Origin of the sequence: Sulfuricurvum sp., assembly GCF_028688295.1 — a bacterium.
In the GTDB taxonomy this organism is placed as follows: domain Bacteria; phylum Campylobacterota; class Campylobacteria; order Campylobacterales; family Sulfurimonadaceae; genus Sulfuricurvum.
Genome location: NZ_JAQTYM010000016.1, coordinates 1 through 16160 on the forward strand (window position 1 = coordinate 1; position 16160 = coordinate 16160).

20 protein-coding genes are annotated in these 16160 nt (G+C 41.0%); 7 read left to right on the forward strand and 13 right to left on the reverse strand.

The window, feature by feature from the left end:
• The 10 genes from PHR02_RS05270 to PHR02_RS05315 form a co-directional block, all read right to left on the reverse strand.
• Positions 1–254: helix-turn-helix domain-containing protein (locus PHR02_RS05270; RefSeq protein WP_366141168.1), on the reverse strand; the 254-nt coding region annotated here is incomplete at its 3' end.
• A 227-nt stretch (positions 255–481) separates the two neighbouring features.
• Positions 482–610 (reverse strand): hypothetical protein, encoded by a 129-nt coding sequence (locus PHR02_RS05275; RefSeq protein ID WP_299989941.1) that lies wholly within the window; start codon positions 608–610, stop codon positions 482–484.
• 1 nt (position 611) lies between these two features.
• Complete coding sequence (locus PHR02_RS05280) at positions 612–1082, reverse strand: tRNA (cytidine(34)-2'-O)-methyltransferase (RefSeq protein WP_299989943.1); 471 nt, start codon at positions 1080–1082, stop codon at positions 612–614.
• Positions 1083–1922: a formyltetrahydrofolate deformylase gene (gene purU, locus PHR02_RS05285; protein WP_299989945.1), complete on the reverse strand. Its 840-nt coding sequence runs from the start codon at positions 1920–1922 to the stop codon at positions 1083–1085.
• 31 nt (positions 1923–1953) lie between these two features.
• Entirely contained in the window at positions 1954–2289 is a 336-nt protein-coding gene (locus tag PHR02_RS05290; protein WP_299989947.1) for a hypothetical protein, read from the reverse strand.
• Complete coding sequence (locus PHR02_RS05295; RefSeq protein ID WP_015653561.1) at positions 2280–2528, reverse strand: tetratricopeptide repeat protein; 249 nt, start codon at positions 2526–2528, stop codon at positions 2280–2282. Before PHR02_RS05295 ends, PHR02_RS05290 begins: the two co-directional genes overlap by 10 nt.
• Positions 2516–3592, reverse strand: a complete 1077-nt coding sequence (gene leuB / locus PHR02_RS05300) for a 3-isopropylmalate dehydrogenase (protein WP_299989949.1) — start codon at positions 3590–3592, stop codon at positions 2516–2518. Before leuB ends, PHR02_RS05295 begins: the two co-directional genes overlap by 13 nt.
• Positions 3593–3595: 3 nt before the next feature.
• The gene (locus PHR02_RS05305) at positions 3596–4099 is read right to left on the reverse strand and encodes a 3-isopropylmalate dehydratase small subunit (protein ID WP_299989951.1); all 504 of its coding nucleotides are present in this window, start codon (positions 4097–4099) and stop codon (positions 3596–3598) included.
• Positions 4100–4199: 100 nt separating this feature from the next.
• Positions 4200–4988, reverse strand: a complete 789-nt coding sequence (gene flgG / locus PHR02_RS05310; protein ID WP_299989952.1) for a flagellar basal-body rod protein FlgG — start codon at positions 4986–4988, stop codon at positions 4200–4202.
• Between the two features lie 4 nt (positions 4989–4992).
• The gene (locus PHR02_RS05315; RefSeq protein ID WP_299989954.1) at positions 4993–5814 is read right to left on the reverse strand and encodes a flagellar hook-basal body protein; all 822 of its coding nucleotides are present in this window, start codon (positions 5812–5814) and stop codon (positions 4993–4995) included.
• Positions 5815–5958: 144 nt separating this feature from the next.
• Between PHR02_RS05315 and rpoD the strand changes: the two genes are divergently transcribed.
• Together rpoD and PHR02_RS05325 are read left to right on the forward strand one after the other, a co-directional pair.
• Positions 5959–7821, forward strand: a complete 1863-nt coding sequence (rpoD, locus tag PHR02_RS05320; protein ID WP_299989956.1) for an RNA polymerase sigma factor RpoD — start codon at positions 5959–5961, stop codon at positions 7819–7821.
• Complete coding sequence (locus PHR02_RS05325) at positions 7821–8507, forward strand: hypothetical protein (protein ID WP_299989957.1); 687 nt, start codon at positions 7821–7823, stop codon at positions 8505–8507. The genes rpoD and PHR02_RS05325 overlap by 1 nt, the downstream gene beginning before the upstream one ends.
• On the opposite strand, the gene PHR02_RS05330 is transcribed toward PHR02_RS05325, so the two are convergent.
• The 3 genes from PHR02_RS05330 to hemL all read right to left on the reverse strand — a co-directional run bounded on the left by PHR02_RS05330 (position 8482) and on the right by hemL (position 10667).
• Complete coding sequence (locus tag PHR02_RS05330; protein ID WP_299989959.1) at positions 8482–9003, reverse strand: hypothetical protein; 522 nt, start codon at positions 9001–9003, stop codon at positions 8482–8484. The two genes, PHR02_RS05325 and PHR02_RS05330, sit on opposite strands and share 26 nt — an antisense overlap.
• Entirely contained in the window at positions 8990–9292 is a 303-nt protein-coding gene (locus PHR02_RS05335) for an AtpZ/AtpI family protein (RefSeq protein WP_299989961.1), read from the reverse strand. Before PHR02_RS05335 ends, PHR02_RS05330 begins: the two co-directional genes overlap by 14 nt.
• A 91-nt stretch (positions 9293–9383) precedes the next feature.
• On the reverse strand, positions 9384–10667 hold the full coding sequence (hemL, locus tag PHR02_RS05340) for a glutamate-1-semialdehyde 2,1-aminomutase (RefSeq protein ID WP_299989963.1): 1284 nt from the start codon (positions 10665–10667) through the stop codon (positions 9384–9386).
• A 102-nt stretch (positions 10668–10769) separates the two neighbouring features.
• Between hemL and tgt the strand changes: the two genes are divergently transcribed.
• Genes tgt through PHR02_RS05365 form a run of 5 tightly spaced genes read left to right on the forward strand, consistent with a single transcriptional unit; the run spans position 10770 to position 16158 of the window.
• A complete protein-coding gene (tgt, locus tag PHR02_RS05345) occupies positions 10770–11891 on the forward strand; it encodes a tRNA guanosine(34) transglycosylase Tgt (RefSeq protein WP_299989965.1) in 1122 nt (373 codons plus the stop codon).
• On the forward strand, positions 11872–12669 hold the full coding sequence (locus PHR02_RS05350) for a pyridoxine 5'-phosphate synthase (RefSeq protein WP_299989967.1): 798 nt from the start codon (positions 11872–11874) through the stop codon (positions 12667–12669). The genes tgt and PHR02_RS05350 overlap by 20 nt, the downstream gene beginning before the upstream one ends.
• Positions 12657–13595 (forward strand): 4-hydroxythreonine-4-phosphate dehydrogenase, encoded by a 939-nt coding sequence (pdxA, locus tag PHR02_RS05355; protein WP_299989969.1) that lies wholly within the window; start codon positions 12657–12659, stop codon positions 13593–13595. Before PHR02_RS05350 ends, pdxA begins: the two co-directional genes overlap by 13 nt.
• Positions 13588–14664 (forward strand): PilZ domain-containing protein, encoded by a 1077-nt coding sequence (locus tag PHR02_RS05360; RefSeq protein WP_299989971.1) that lies wholly within the window; start codon positions 13588–13590, stop codon positions 14662–14664. Before pdxA ends, PHR02_RS05360 begins: the two co-directional genes overlap by 8 nt.
• Before the next feature lie 18 nt (positions 14665–14682).
• Positions 14683–16158, forward strand: coding sequence for a hypothetical protein (locus PHR02_RS05365; RefSeq protein WP_299989973.1), 1476 nt, complete (start codon positions 14683–14685; stop codon positions 16156–16158).
• The last annotated feature ends 2 nt before the right edge of the window (positions 16159–16160 follow it).

A 16160-nucleotide genomic window follows, 5' to 3' on the forward strand; every position in this document is an offset into this window, starting at 1 on the left:
TATACACGGTTTGTCGCTTCTATCAAACTCTCGGGCGATTGGTTGTACAATAACCAGTTAATAGCGATTGAGCGTTTTGCACAAAAATCAAGTAATTCGGTAAAGGGGATTTTGTTCCGTTTTTTCATTGTGGCAAAGTTCATTTGAGAAATATCCAACAACTCTGCCACATCTTTATCAAATACTTTTTTATCGGGGAACTCGGAAGAGACAATGTCTTTAATGGCCTCAACGATATCACTGAATGTTTTCATATTGAAATCCTTTTGAAGTTTTGATGATGTATTGTAGGAATTATGACATAAAAATATCAATTATATGTCAATTTGACATATTTTATAAATCTATTTTAAAATTTATCTACAATTTGCCCAATATCACTCAAGGAGTTGACAATGGCAAAGGTTATTCGCAAAGCTAACGGATGGATGGATAAGTTTGAAATGAAGATGGGATTTTGGGCAGAGAAGATTTTTTAATCTCAAGACTCTTTTTCTTGATCTTCTTTCTCCATTTTAGCTAAACGGGAGAGATGATATCCTCTAAAGATAAAGACGAGAAAGAGAATAAATAAAACAATGACGAAAGTATCGAGAATTTGAAACCACATGTTACATCATCTTTCGGTAAGAATTAAAATTTTGCTTGATCGCTTCATAGAGGATGATTCCGCTACTAATGGCGAGGTTGAGACTACGCCCCTCTTTGGTCATGGGGATCGTCATTGTCTGTTCAGGAAATGCGTTTAGTATCTCAGCCGGGATACCAGAGGTTTCACTCCCGAATAAGAGATAATCTCCCTCTTGGAAATCCATTTCAAAATAGGGACGATCTGTTTTGGTGGTAGCAAAGAAAAACCGATCACGTACAGGATGAGCATTCATAAAATCATCAATGCTTTCCCATACGTGCAAATCGATTTTGTGCCAATAATCCAAACCTGCACGGCGTACCGCCTTTTCATCGATATCAAAACCGATCGGTTTAATCAGATGCAAGGATGAGCTTGTATTGACACATAATCTCCCTATTGCTCCCGTGTTGTTCGGGATTTGGGGAGTGACTAAAACGATATTGAACATTTAGAAAATGATCGTTTTGTTGGCATGAACAAAAATACGATCCTCCAATGCCAGTTTGAGAGCTTTTGAGAGGACAATTTTTTCAACATCACGCCCTTGTCTTTGCATCTCTTCCCAACCGTGTGCATGATTGACGTGGATAACATCTTGAGCGATGATCGGCCCTTCGTCTAGATTATTATTGACAAAGTGAGCTGTTGCACCGATAATCTTTACCCCACGTTCATACGCTTGTTTGTATGGATTCGCCCCGATAAATGCGGGGAGAAACGAATGGTGAATATTGATAATTTTGTCTTCATACGCCTCAACAAAACGGGGTGTTAAAATACGCATGTATTTTGCCAATACTATATAGTCGATGTCACTGAGCTCTGAGAGTTGAGAGAGAACACGTTTCTCATGTTCATCACGATCACATCCTTCATGCGATACCGTATAAAATGGGATGTCAAATTTTGAAACCAATGGCTCCAGTAAGTCATAATTTGATACAACGCCCACGATATGACAATCAAGTTCACCTGCTTCATAACGGATTAAAATATCACCCAAAGCGTGCGATTCTTTCGTCGCCATTAACACAACTCTTTTCTTACGTGGCGCAATAACTTCCAAATGAGCATTTGAGGGTAAAACAGCCTGCAGCTCAGAACGAAGTGCATCGGGTGCTATTTCACCGGCGACAACGCTACGCATAAAAAATTTATTGTATGCTTTGTCAACAAATTCGTTATTGGAAATAATATTAAGATTACGATGGAAAAAGATACTCGATACTTTATAGACAAGACCTTTCTCATCATTACAATGGATCAATACCCGATAGTGTTCATTCATTCTTCAACCTCTAGTCTTGACGCATTTAAAATTATTTAATCGTATCTAAACGATGATCTATCGTTGCTAAAAGATATTCAAGGAAATTGAGTGTCAAATCAACTTTCGCTTCAATTTGGACATTATTAGGGGATTGAAATCCTTCAAAAAGGACAAGAAGGCGTTCTCGAATCCCCTCTAACATTCTTGCCTCATCATCACGAATGACTGAAGGGGGTTCAACGATCAAATGATTGTTTTTTAGTACCTCTTCTTGAAAAAAAGGGATTTCATCTTTTGGAATCTCAATTTTTTCAATAGGTTCTGGAGATACGGCTAACTCTTCAATCTCTGCTAATGTGGACAAAATAACATCTTTTAGTTCCATGCGCGTAACAACCACCTTTCAAACTGAATAAACTCCGCTTCTTCATCCATTTGGACAAAAAAAGCTTTCATTTCGTTGTTGACCCCTAAAAACTTTTTACGCATCCCTGATAGGCGACGAATAGCAATTTTTGCATCAGCATTAGAGGGATCTTTTTTCAAAATTTCTTTATAAATTTCAAGAGCATCCTCTTTGAGCCCTTGAAGTTCGTAAATATTGGCGAGGGTTAGCGTTTGCATTTTGCCGCAAAATTAGCGATGATTGAGCCAATCTCACTGGTTGAACACACCTCTTTGGCATCAAATCCAGCAATATCTTTGGTGCGATACCCTTCCGCCAATGCTTGTTTGATGCCATAATCGATACGATCTGCTGCTTTGTGCTCATTAAGAGCAAACCGAAGCATCATCGATGCGCTCGCAATGGTAGCGATCGGATTCGCAATCCCCTGCCCTGCAATGTCCGGAGCTGAGCCGTGAATCGGCTCATACACACCGATAGCCGCACCCACAGATGCTGAGGGGAGAAGCCCGATTGAACCTGAGAGCATACTCGCTTCATCGCTGAGAATATCACCGAAGATGTTACCGGTCAAAATGACATCAAATTGTTTCGGATCACGGATTAACTGCATCGCCGCATTATCAACGTACATATGGCTAAGTTCTACTTCTGGATACTCTTTAGCGATCTCTTCAACCACTTCACGCCACAACTGACTGACATCTAAAACATTTGCTTTATCAACTGAGCACACTTTTTTAGAGCGTTCCATCGCAATTTTAAAGGCAACATGGGAAATCCGCTCAATCTCGCTGCGGGTATAGACCATCGTATTCCATCCACGATTCTCATCTCGCCCTTTCGGTTCACCGAAATAGATACCGCCGATAAGCTCACGAACTACCATCAAATCAACCCCTTTGACGATTTCTGGTTTCAGAGAACTAGCATTCACGAGCTCATCATATACGTTAGCAGGGCGTAGATTTGCGAAGACGCCTAACTCTTTACGAAAACGGAGCAAACCGCTCTCAGGACGTTTTTCTCTCGGAAGAGAATCCCATTTAGTTCCACCGATAGCACCGAATAAAACCGCGTCACTCGCCAAAGAGATATCAATTGTCTCTTGAGGCAATGGATCACCTGTAACATCGTATGCGCATCCACCCATCAAGGCTTCTTGATAATTAAATTCAAGATCTTCACAAGCAGCGACTGCATCCAAAACTTTTACCGCTTCATCAATAATCTCAGGACCAATTCCGTCCCCTTTAATCAATGCAATATTGTAACTTTTCATCAATTATTTCTCCCCAGCTGCAATTTCAGCATTTGCGTAATTCATTAAACCACCTGCAGCTATCAATTCTTGCATGAACGGTGGAATAGGAATAAAGTTGTACACTTTACCGTTGGTTGTATTCATAATCGTTCCTGCATCCATATCAATACTGACCGATTCACCCTCTTTAATCTCTAAACTCTCAGTAAGTTCAAAAATTGGCAGACCCATGTTAAAGGCATTACGATAAAAAATGCGAGCAAAAGTTGGAGCGATAACCGCTGCTACACCCGCTGCTTTAAGTGCGATCGGAGCGTGTTCACGTGATGAGCCGCATCCGAAGTTTTCATCAGCGACGATAATGTCACCGGGAGTCATTTTACTCACGAATGTCGGATCAGCATCTTCCATAACATGTTTCGCTAGCTCTTTTGGGTCTGAAGTATTCAGATAACGTGCGGCAATAATGAGGTCGGTATCGATATCTTTACCGAAATTCCAAACTTTCCCTTCAATCTTTTGCATCAAAAAAATCCTATGGTTCGTAAAATTAGATGGATTATAGCCAAGAAGAGTTGAAAGAGTTTTAAATCCCCGACAAAAAGGGATTTAATATTAACTAATACTATTTTTTGAGTCCGTTAGTAGTTGCTAACATCTCATCACTGGTAGTAATAACTTTTGAATTTGCATCATAAGCACGTTGCCCTGTAATCAAATCGGTAAGCTCAACAACCAGTTGAACGTTGGAAAGCTCTACAAATCCTTGACGTATATTTCCTAGTCCACTCTCGCCAGGCGTACCTTCAACAGGTTGTCCAGAGCTGTCGGTTTCGACAAAAAGGTTATCTCCCATGGCATGTAGACCAGCCGGATTGATAAAATTTGTTAATGAAATCTGACCTACTTGGGTCGCTTGCGCTTGGCCTGATTGGGTAACACTCACAATCCCATCGGTTCCGATACTGATATCGATAGCATCTTCAGGGACAACGACTTCAGGGACAAGCGTGTATCCATCTGAGTTTACTAATGTACCATTTTGGTCAACTTTAAATGAGCCGTTACGGGTATATACTTCGGTGCCGTTAGGGAGTTGAAGCTTGAAAAAACCCTTACCTGTAATTGCAACATCAAGTGTATTGTCGGTTTGTTTGAGACTACCCTCGGTAAAGATTTTATTAATAGCCGTCGGTCTTACCCCAAGGCCCACTTCGATCCCTGTAGGAGATTTGGTCGTGTCACTGGTGGATGTTCCCGCATAGGTCATCACTTTATACATCAAATCGGCGAATTCAGCGCGAGATTTTTTATATCCCATAGTGTTAACGTTGGCAATATTATTGGCTGTCGTATCAATTTGCGTTTGCATTGCCAGCATTCCGGTGGAGCTGGTATAGAGTGATTGCATCATGTTATTATCCTTTTCTCGCTAATTTCTCAATCGCATCACGGTTAAGATCATTCATTTGTGAATCCATTGCTTTTTGATACATTCCTACAAGGCGGTTTGCCTCAACAAGGGCAATCATTTCATTGACAGCATTTACATTGCTTTTTTCGACAAATCCTTGCATGACACTACCACTCTCAGCTAAAGGGGTGAGCGGATCACTTGATTCGGGAATATAAAGATTCTCCCCCTCTTTTTTCAGTGCTCGGAGATTCTGAGGTTCTACGACAAGTAATTTTTTGTTAGCAGACATCTGAAGAGAATCAGGTACATTCGAAGAGATCAGTCCATTTTTATCGATGGTTATAATACTGTCTTGTGCTGTAAATTTGATTGCTGTTTTGGTTTGAAAATAATCGGCTGAGAGGACTTCATGCCCTTGTTTATTCACCAATTTTCCTTCATCATTAATTGTAAAAGTACCATCGCGTGTTAATCGAACCCCTTGTGGTGTATTGACCGCAAAAAATTGCCCCTCTTTTGCTAACGCCATATCAAAAGTATTATCGGTACGCTGCATGGACCCCAAACTATGATCCGTAAAAGAATCGGTGATTTGAGGGACACGACTAAGTGCACGGTTGAAATACTGTGCAGCCTCTTCAGTTTGATTTTGAATCGGAAGTTCACTTTGCGCCGTTTTGTATAAACGTGCAAAATCTCCCGTAATCAATTGATCACGTTTATATCCAGTAGTATTGGCATTAGCAAGATTAGAAGCAATCGTATCCATACGATTAAACTGTGCTACCATCCCACCTGTTGCCGCATAATATCCGGTCTGCATGTATCATCCTTGTGGAGTATTAAGTTAGATATAGCAACAACTGTTCCACTGTGGGTGTATCATTCCATACAACAATTAAAAAAACATTTTAAGAAAGATTTCGGTATAATCCACCTCTTTTAACGTAAGGGAGTCTTCCTCAGCATGAGTGTCAAAGATCTAAATAAACACCTCGAAACCCTATTTGCCGAACATAAATCTAAAAACTGTCTCACTTATGAAACAATTGTTGATCCGTTTGATAAACAACCTACCCTTGCGCAAGCAAAAAACATTCTGAAGTTGGCGCAAAAGCATAAGATTTGTCTTTTCACCTCTTCTGAACACGCAAAAATGCTCAATCAACAAGAAGCAGCGGCAAAACGTGCTGCGCAGCTTAAATACATTGAAGAAGCTAGCGGCGATGAATTTGATATTCTTAAACAGCATGAGTTGCTAGAATGGTCCCGTTCAGACTCCCCTGTTCGTATGTACCTACGAGAAATGGGTCAAATACCTCTCCTCACTAAAGAAGAAGAGGTAGAAATCTCTAAGCGTATGGAGATGGGTGAGGGAATCATTATCGATGCGATTTGTTCTGTCCCTTATTTGATTGATTTTATCCTTGACTATAAAGATCCTCTAATCAATCGTGAGCGTCGTGTTAAAGAACTTTTCAAAAGTTTTGAAGACGATAATGAAGAAGAGAGTGATGATGATACCGATGATGAAAGTGATGACGAAGAATCAACTGAAAAAGCTCCATCCGTAAAAGATAAAAAACGGGTTGAAAAAGTTGTTACGAGTTTTAAAGCACTTGAAAAAGCAAAAAAAGACTGGGTAAAAGCCACTGAAAAGATGTTAGATGAATGCACTATCGATGAGATGGATGCTGATTACGTCCTCTTTTTCCTCAACGTCAGCTTTAAGAAAAAAATGCTTAAAGAAGCGCTGTTGGATCTCGGACCAACCTCAAAACTCATCAATGAGCTTGTCCGTTCAATGGAAACGGCATTGCGCAGTGATGAAGGATTTGATCGCGAATTGAAACGTCTTGAATACAAGCTTCCACTCTTTAATGATCAGCTCAAAAAGAATCACACTTTGATTCTGAATAAAATTTGCGAACTTACCAAAGAAGAGATTGCGACAAAAGTACCTGAAGCGACTATGGTCAGCACTTATATGGAGATCAAAAAATTGATCCAAACCAAAGAGGCTTCCAAGGGGGGCTTCAATATGGAACCGGATAAATTGGCCGATATTTTGGAGCAGATCAAACGGGGTAAAAATATCTCGGAAGTTTCTAAAACCCGTATGGCAAAATCGAATCTACGTCTCGTTGTTTCTATCGCGAAACGTTACACCAATCGCGGACTGCCGTTCTTGGATTTGATCCAAGAAGGAAATATTGGTCTAATGAAAGCGGTCGATAAATTTGAATACCAAAAAGGGTATAAATTTTCGACTTACGCGACATGGTGGATCCGTCAAGCCATCAGCCGTGCTATCGCTGACCAAGCCCGTACTATCCGTATTCCGATCCATATGATTGAGACGATCAACCGTATCAACAAGATCATGCGTAAACATCTCCAAGAACACGGAAAAGAGCCGGATGTAGAAACCATCGCAGAAGAAGTAGGCTTATCGGTTGAGAAAGTTAAAAATGTTATCAAAATCACCAAAGAGCCTATCTCTCTCGAAGCCCCAATCGGGAATGAAGAAGACGGTCGTTTCGGTGATTTCATTGAAGATAAAATGTCTATCTCTCCTAGTGATGCTATTTTGAAAGACGATTTAAAAGTACAAATCGAAAGTGTCCTAGAACAGCTTAATGAGCGCGAAAAAGCGGTTATCAAGATGCGTTTCGGAATCATGGACGATGAAAGTGACCGTACCCTTGAAGAGATCGGCAAAGAGCTTAACGTTACCCGTGAGCGTGTCCGTCAGATCGAATCCAGTGCGATCAAAAAACTCAAACACCCGAAAGTGGGTCGTAAACTTAAAAACTATATCGAGGACTGATGACATTCGATCAGCAGTGGATTGAATATGATTTCAATCCGTTTATCCTTTTTAACTCTAGTGGAAAGATTGTATCTCTAAACACTGAGGCTCAATATCTTCTCGGAGCGGTAGAGGGGTCGGCTATTTACAAAATTGCCACTACTTACGCGAGTTCCTCATTCGGCTTCAAAACCACTTTTTTAGAGTTAGAATTCGGTCGATTTAAATTTTTTGGGATTACCGTTGGCTACGAAGATGAAGAACAAATCGGTATCCGTCTCTATCAACTCCCCTCTTTCCAGTTTACCAAACATAAACCCGATGGGCAACTTGTCAACGTCTATACATTGATCGATTTGTGTATCAGTTCCAATTCTATCGGAAGCCAAACTAAATATACCAAAGAACTCGACCCCACTATCCCAGAGATTAGACTCCAAACCGAATGGTTTATAAAATTGTTGAATAAGATTTATGTTTCAATGAATGGGAATGAGAAGATTGTTACGCGTCTATTTTTCCGTGTCGGTGAGCATATTAAATTTGAAGGGGAAAAATATTCGATTTTCTCCATCGAAATATCTGCCGAAACGATCAATCGCAAATATCTCTCAGAGATTGCCCATTTGGCTGAAGAGAACAATCTCTTCGTCGATCTAAAAGAGCAAAAAATTACGATTAATGTTCCGATGATTGTGAAATAAATAAATCCCTAGCGATCATGTATCCAATCGGGATTCCTACTGCTAACCCTACCAAGTAGGGTAATACCACTAACGCATGATTGTTATTAAGGGCGATAAATCCCAACACTAAAAATGCATAAGGGATAAGGCGATACACAGAAACCATTGCCGAGGCATTTTTCGTAGTATTTTGGATGATATTGCTCTTTTGTCGCGCTTTTTCTTCTTTGATCATTTGCTTTATATCGGTGATCTCTTGCTCACGCTCTTCTTCGTACAAATCATACGGATCATCCATCATATCGATAACATCTTTATTGTCTTCGGGATCAATATCTCCGACACGACTTTGAATCATATTACGGTATGAATAGAGCGATCCCATGACGATGGTCATCGATGTTAACATCGCAACCGTAAAGTTAGCATAAATAGTAGCCGAATGAAGTAACAGAGGTAATGAACCTAAGAGTGCAATCGTGAGAATGAGAAAAGGCTTTTTAATCTTCGTCATCGTCATCATCATTTTTTTGTGATTTACCCATGTTGTAACGAGGATCTTTTGCGAGCTTTTCGAACTCTTTGTATTGCTTACTGTAGGCCTTATAAACATTCAAGAAAGCGGCTAATATACCTATGGCAACACCCACCCATAACAACCAGGTAATGCCTGTAAGCTTTTTAAGCCCCAAGCCAATCCCCACTCCTATTAACACGGCAACAACCATCGAAATACCCAGAGACAAGCTTTCAGCCCCTTCGATGATCGGTTTTAAACGGGGTTTATGCTCTTCGTTTTCCATGAAATACCTTTTTTATTTTTATATCCGTTCGTGGTGAGCTTGTCGAACCATGAATCCACCCTTCGACAAGCTCAGGGCGAACGTTAAAGTTTTATAACTCTGAAAAAATCTTTTCCGCTGCGGCAATCGTCTCTTCGATCATCGCATCGGTCGTAGCCGTACAAATAAATCCGGTCTCAAACTGTGAACACGCAAAATAAAACCCTGCATCGAGCATTGCGGCATGAAAGCGGGCAAAACGTGCCGTATCACTTTTCAATGCTTCGGCGAAATTACCGACCGCTGTATCACAAAAGAAAAATCCGAACATCGATCCGCGAACATCGGTTTGCAATCCGATATTGTGTTTCGCTGCTGCATCAGCAAAACCGCTCATCAAACGCTTCGCTCGCTCTTCGAGAACTCCGAATACACGGGCATTGGTTTTGAGTTTACCAATCGACGCCAATCCTGCCGCCATAGCAACCGGATTACCGCTGAGAGTTCCCGCCTGATACACGCCCCCCTCAGGAGAAAGGTGAGCCATAATCTCACGACGTCCGCCGAACGCACCCACCGGCATACCGCCGCCGATAACCTTACCAAGGGTTACAAGGTCAGGCTTCGTCCCCGTAATGCTCTCCGCACCGTGTAAACACGCACGGAATCCGCTCATTACTTCATCAAAAATAAGTAATGCACCGTACTCATCACACACTGCGCGTAATTGGGCAAGGAAATCTTTGGTTGCGGGGACGAGCCCCATATTTCCTGCAATCGGTTCGATGATGACACAGGCGATCCCCGGGCTATCCTTGAAACATTGCTTGACACTCTCGATATTGTTGTATTCTGCTAAAAGGGTGTGTTTGGTAAAGTCCGCAGGTACCCCCGGAGAGCTCGGTGTTCCGAATGTCACGGCACCGGAGCCCGCTTGAACGAGCAACGCATCGCTGTGACCGTGGTAGCATCCGGTGAATTTGACGATGTCATCACGTCCCGTAAATCCGCGAGCGAGGCGAATAGCGCTCATCACCGCTTCGGTTCCGCTGCTGACAAAACGGATTTTTTCGATCGAGTCATAGATGGATATAATCAGCTCTGCAAGTTCAGATTCCGCTTCGGTCGGCGCACCGAAACTGAGACCGTGCTTGACCGCTTCGATCACCGCATTTTCTATAGACTCATCACGATGTCCGAAGATCAACGGCCCCCAGCTCTGGACATAATCGACGTAACGGTTCTCATCGATGTCGACCAAGTATCCACCCTCTCCGCGCGCGATAAAACGGGGGATCCCGCCGACGCTTTTAAATGCACGTACGGGGGAGTTTACACCGCCGGGGATAAGATTTTGGGCTTTTTCAAAGGCTGCTTGAGAGTGTTCAATGCTCATAAGATTTCCTGCATATATGTTTTCGGTATTATAGAGTGTAAATGCTTTGGAGTTGCCTATAAACCTAATGTACGGTAAAATAATGAAAAAACAAGGTTTTGAATGGAATTTAAGGTCGATGCCACTTGCGGCAAAGCACGAGCGTGTACCATCACCACGGCACATTCGACGATACAAACCCCTATATTTATGCCGGTGGGGACGGTAGGTTCGGTCAAAGGGCTTGATATGGCAGATATGACCGATCTTTTAGATACTCAAATCATTTTAGCCAATACCTACCACACCTATTTGCGTCCCGGTGATGAAACCATCGCAAAGCTCGGAGGATTACACGGGTTTACCACCTATCCGAAGAGCTTTTTGACCGACAGCGGCGGTTTTCAAGCATTTAGCCTCAGCGACATCTCCAAACCGACCGAATCGGGGATCGAATTTCGCAGCCACATCGACGGAAGCAAACACTTCTTTACCCCTGAAAAAGTAATCGACATCCAAAACAATCTAAACAGTGACATCATGATGATCCTAGATGATCTCGTAGCACTCCCTGCAACTCAGGAACGGATCAAAACCTCGATTCAGAGAACAACGCAGTGGGCGCAGCAGTCAATCGACTACCACCGCAACAATCAGACCAAAGGGATCGGGATCAATCAAAATATCTTCGCCATCATCCAAGGGGGGACAGACTTTAATTTCCGCACACAATCGGCAGAAGAGCTGTGTGCGATGGATTATGACGGATTCGCTATCGGTGGACTCTCCGTCGGTGAAGCCAATAACCTCATGTACGATACGGTAGAGCACACGACACCGCTCATGCCGAGCGATAAGCCCCGTTATCTAATGGGGGTTGGTACTCCTGAAGATTTGGTTGAAAATATCGAACGGGGTGTCGATATGTTCGACTGCGTTATGCCAACCCGCAATGCCCGTAACGGAACCCTCTTTACGACGTTTGGAAAAGTGAACATCAAAGGGGCGCGCTATAAATTTGATGCTGAACCCATCGACCCTGCGTGTCAGTGCTACACCTGCCGTCGTTACAGCCGTGCCTATCTGAACCATTTGTTCCGCTCTAAAGAGTTGACCTATTTTCGTCTCGCATCGCTCCATAATCTCCATTATTACCTCTGGCTGGTGCGTCAAGCGCGTGAAGCGATCTTAGCGGGAAAATTTGTAGAATTTAAAAAGGATTTTTATGCTCGAAGACAATCTTAAACTCGGTGTTAATATCGATCATATCGCTGTGCTACGTGAAGCTCGTAAAATAAACGATCCTGATCCTCTGATGGCATTAGGTATATGTGCTCAAAACGGTGCCAGTCAGATTACAATCCATTTACGAGAAGATCGCCGCCATATCCATGATGAGGATGTTCGTCGCATTTTAGAGAGTTCATCTTTGCCTGTGAATTTGGAGTGTTCTATCAACCCTGACATTATCGATATCGTCTGCCGATTGCGTCCTCACCGTGCGACGTTGGTTCCTGAAAAACGTGAAGAGGTGACAACTGAGGGTGGATTGGATGTCAAAGGTCAATTTGATGTCATATTAAATGCTATTAAAAAGCTTGCCGATGCAGAGATCGAAGTTTCTCTCTTTATCGATCCGACGAGTGAAGCGGTAGAACTCTCCTGTAAACTGGGGGCTCAATGGGTTGAGCTGCATACCGGAACCTATGCAAATGTCTATGCAATGCGCTACTCTGCCCTACCCCATTCTCACCATGCGATTGATACACTAAAACTAAGCCGTAAAGAGTTGGATAGCCGTTTGAACCAAGCTTATGAAGAGATTGTGGATGCTGCCAATAAAGCTCGTATGGCAGGTCTAAAAGTTGCAGCGGGACATGGTCTCAACTATCAAAACGTCAAATCTATCGTGGATATCGATACCATCGAAGAGCTCAATATCGGGCAAAGCATCATCGCCCGCTCTGTATTTACAGGATTAGCGACGGCTGTGTCGGATATGAAAGCATTATGTCAACGTTAAAAACCATCGCGATCAGCGTAGGTGATCTAAACGGTGTAGGTTTCGAGATACTCCTTAAAGCGCACAATCAGGTCAAACAGCTCTGCAATCCGCTCTATTGTATCAACTACACGATGGCACATCAAGCAGCCCATTTGCTCCATACACAAATCCCCAATGATTTTCATATCTTTAAAGTCTCCGGCGAATTTACGATTGAGCCTGGGATAATATCAGCACAAAGCGGGCGATACAGCTATGATTCATTCATTGCTGCGGTAGAACTTGCTAAATCACAAGCTGTTGATGCGATCGTTACCCTACCGATCCACAAAGAAGCGTGGATGATGGCAGGGATAGATTATGTGGGTCATACTGATGCGCTACGTGATCTTTTAAACTCGGATGCGATTATGATGCTCGGATGTGAAAAGCTGTATGTGGCACTCTATACTGAGCATATACCATTGCAGAAAGTTCCTTCACATATTAACAGTGATGATCTTTACGATTTTCTTATCCGCTTTCATAAAAATTTTAACCGTTCGCCTGTTGCAGTACTCGGTCTTAACCCTCATGCCGGAGATCATGGAGTACTGGGTGATGAAGAACGAATGATCGAAGAAGCGATCATTCGAGCTAATGAATATATCGGCGAAAGTATTTATGAAGGACCGATTGTCCCTGATATTGCGTTTACTCCACGAAGTCGTGTGCATTATAAAACCATTGTTGCGATGTACCATGACCAAGGGTTGGCACCACTTAAGGCACTCTATTTTGATGAGGGAATCAATATCTCTTTAGGATTGCCTATCATTCGTACGTCGGTTGATCATGGAACAGCGTTTGACATTGCCTATCAAAACAAAGCATTAATATTAAGTTATATTAATGCCATCAAAGCCGCCATAGACCTCAATACGGATGATGTGAACCATGTCTAAGAAAAAAGAAAGTATTGATGTTTTCAAAACAGTCTTTCACCCTCATTTAGACTCAGCGATTTTTCGTATTACCTTTATCAAAGCAGCATGGAAAGCCTACACAGATCAGGAAACATCCCCAATAACTCAAAACCATTTTCACCTTTTAATCGGAAAACTGTATGATTCACTTTTTTTAAATATCAAATCTGACAGCGATAAGTTACTGAGTGATATACGTGATCTTTTCCGTCATTCAGAAGCACTTGAGCATTTTTTAACCGATACATTTTACATTGTCCTCAATTACTATATTAAATCGTTTTACGGAAATTTGGGTGGATGGGATAAAATCATCCCTTTTGCTACAGCCATCGAGCGATTTATAATTTATGCTTCAAATCGTCTTGATGAGGAATCATTCTTTATTTTCGAAGATGCTCTTATCAATGCGCTTGAGCGGTTGCGGCTTCGTTCTGAGTCTATCGTAGTTCTTAATACTTATTATGGTGTACCTATTCAATACCCGGCAGAAGTTCTCCATACAGACACTAAAAGTGTCATTATCAGCGTCCATCCTCTCCAAGAGAGTGCAGCTATTTTACAAAATGGTATTTATCTACTCAAAAACAATCAATTTGTTAATGATGTCTATGCAGCAGTCAATCCCAGAATAATGGATGGGAAACGGGTTCTAGAACTCACCCGCTTTGATCAGCTTCAAACATCATTGTTTCATCGGCAAAGTATTCGTGTACAGCCTGCAAAGCCGCTAACCTTTAGTATCAAAAGCGTGTCGTTAAGTTTTAGTTGTCAGATGTATGATCTATCGGTCGGTGGAATTGCCGTTACGAGTAAAACACCCTATTCTTTAACAAATTCACATGAAGTCTATCTTGTCTTCCCCGCTGAAATCATTGGAAGCTCTAGTGAAGTAATCGGTCATTTGGTCTATAAATCTTCTTATGAAGGTGGTTACAAATATCATTTTAAGATTGAGCCAACACTGCAACAAGAAGCAGAACTTGGAAAATACATTAAACGCCGTGAGCAAGAGATTATCAAAAAACTGCGTGATGAGATTGTATGATATAATGAATACACTATCATGAATCTAAAAGTTGTATCCGATATTGTCACCATATTAAATGAGTTTTTATCAAAAGATTTCTATGCACTTGATTTCACTCAAGAAGTCTACTTACAACTTTTACAAAGGTTGGAAATTGCTAATGAAACACACTTCGATGATAAAAAAGGTGCTATCAAAAAAGCGCTTATCAACTATTTTTCAAAAACAAATCAGAGTATAGATATTGAGCTTACTTTTGCGCGATGTATAGTTCAAAAATCTTTTCTAGAACCTAATGAATCCGAAGTATTTGATCGGAAACTTTTTCAAAATACATTACGCATTATCGATATATCTGAGCGTAAAAGTGAATATTCTCCTCTCCCTTATCTTATTTCGATACCTGAGAACATACGTTATGAGTTATTTCAATCCTTTCAAAATACCGAAATGGCACGAACCATTACTCGCCAACAAATCGAAAATATATTTAATCTTGATCCACGTGATATTATCTTTTTTATTCGAGGTAAGATTTCTATACGATTTTATACCTTACCTAAACAATTACCAAAAGGGATGGATAAACGTTTTGCTGGGGAATCTCACGAAGTAATGCAACAGATGTATGAAAACTATTTTCCAGATGGTGCATGGTCGCAAATTGAAGAGATATTAAGAGAGGTCATAAATGAAAAACTGAATTTTTCAACTATCGACAATCAAACCTTTGCAAAAATGTGTGTACCTATATTTCGTTCTATGTTAGAAATTTTACTTTTGGATATCATTGATAACAATCAGCGTGATAAAATAGAAGGTTTTACGGGATACGTCCTACGACAACATTTTCAAAATATTTTTCTTTATATGGCAAAAAATCTTTTGGAATATGTTGAAAATCGGGACAAGAATGCTGAACTTTTTATTAAATATTACGCCGATGAAATCATCCTTGATCCCAATGGCAATAAAATCCAAAAATACGCTATTACAGATACTAAAAATCAAAAATGGAATTTCAGCTCCATCGTCTCGATTATGATGCAATATAAACAGATGAAACTTCGAATCAGTTCACAAAAAGAGACTATCCATACAGCACAAGGCAAAGTCAGTGAATCACATGCCGATATAGAATCTGAAAAAGATCATCATAAATTATTAGACGAACAAATAGATGTTATTACTGGGTTAATTGCTGAAAATGATGGAAAAATATTACAATACAAATCAAAAGCGGGGACACCAAATTCCCTATCCAATAGCACGGAAATACAACGTCTCAATAATATGCAAGATGACTTGTTTACTCAAAAGAAAAATGGAAAATATCAGTTGGAACTTTCTAATGGACGTTTAGCTAACAAAAAAATAGAACTTGTACGCTGTAATAAAAAACTTTTTTATGAACAAAATACTCTTAAAACCTTGATCGAGCAAACCCTTCCCATTGTAGAATCCTATGAACTGGTATCGGAAGCAATTGCCTTGGTACTTGCAAAACGTTAAAT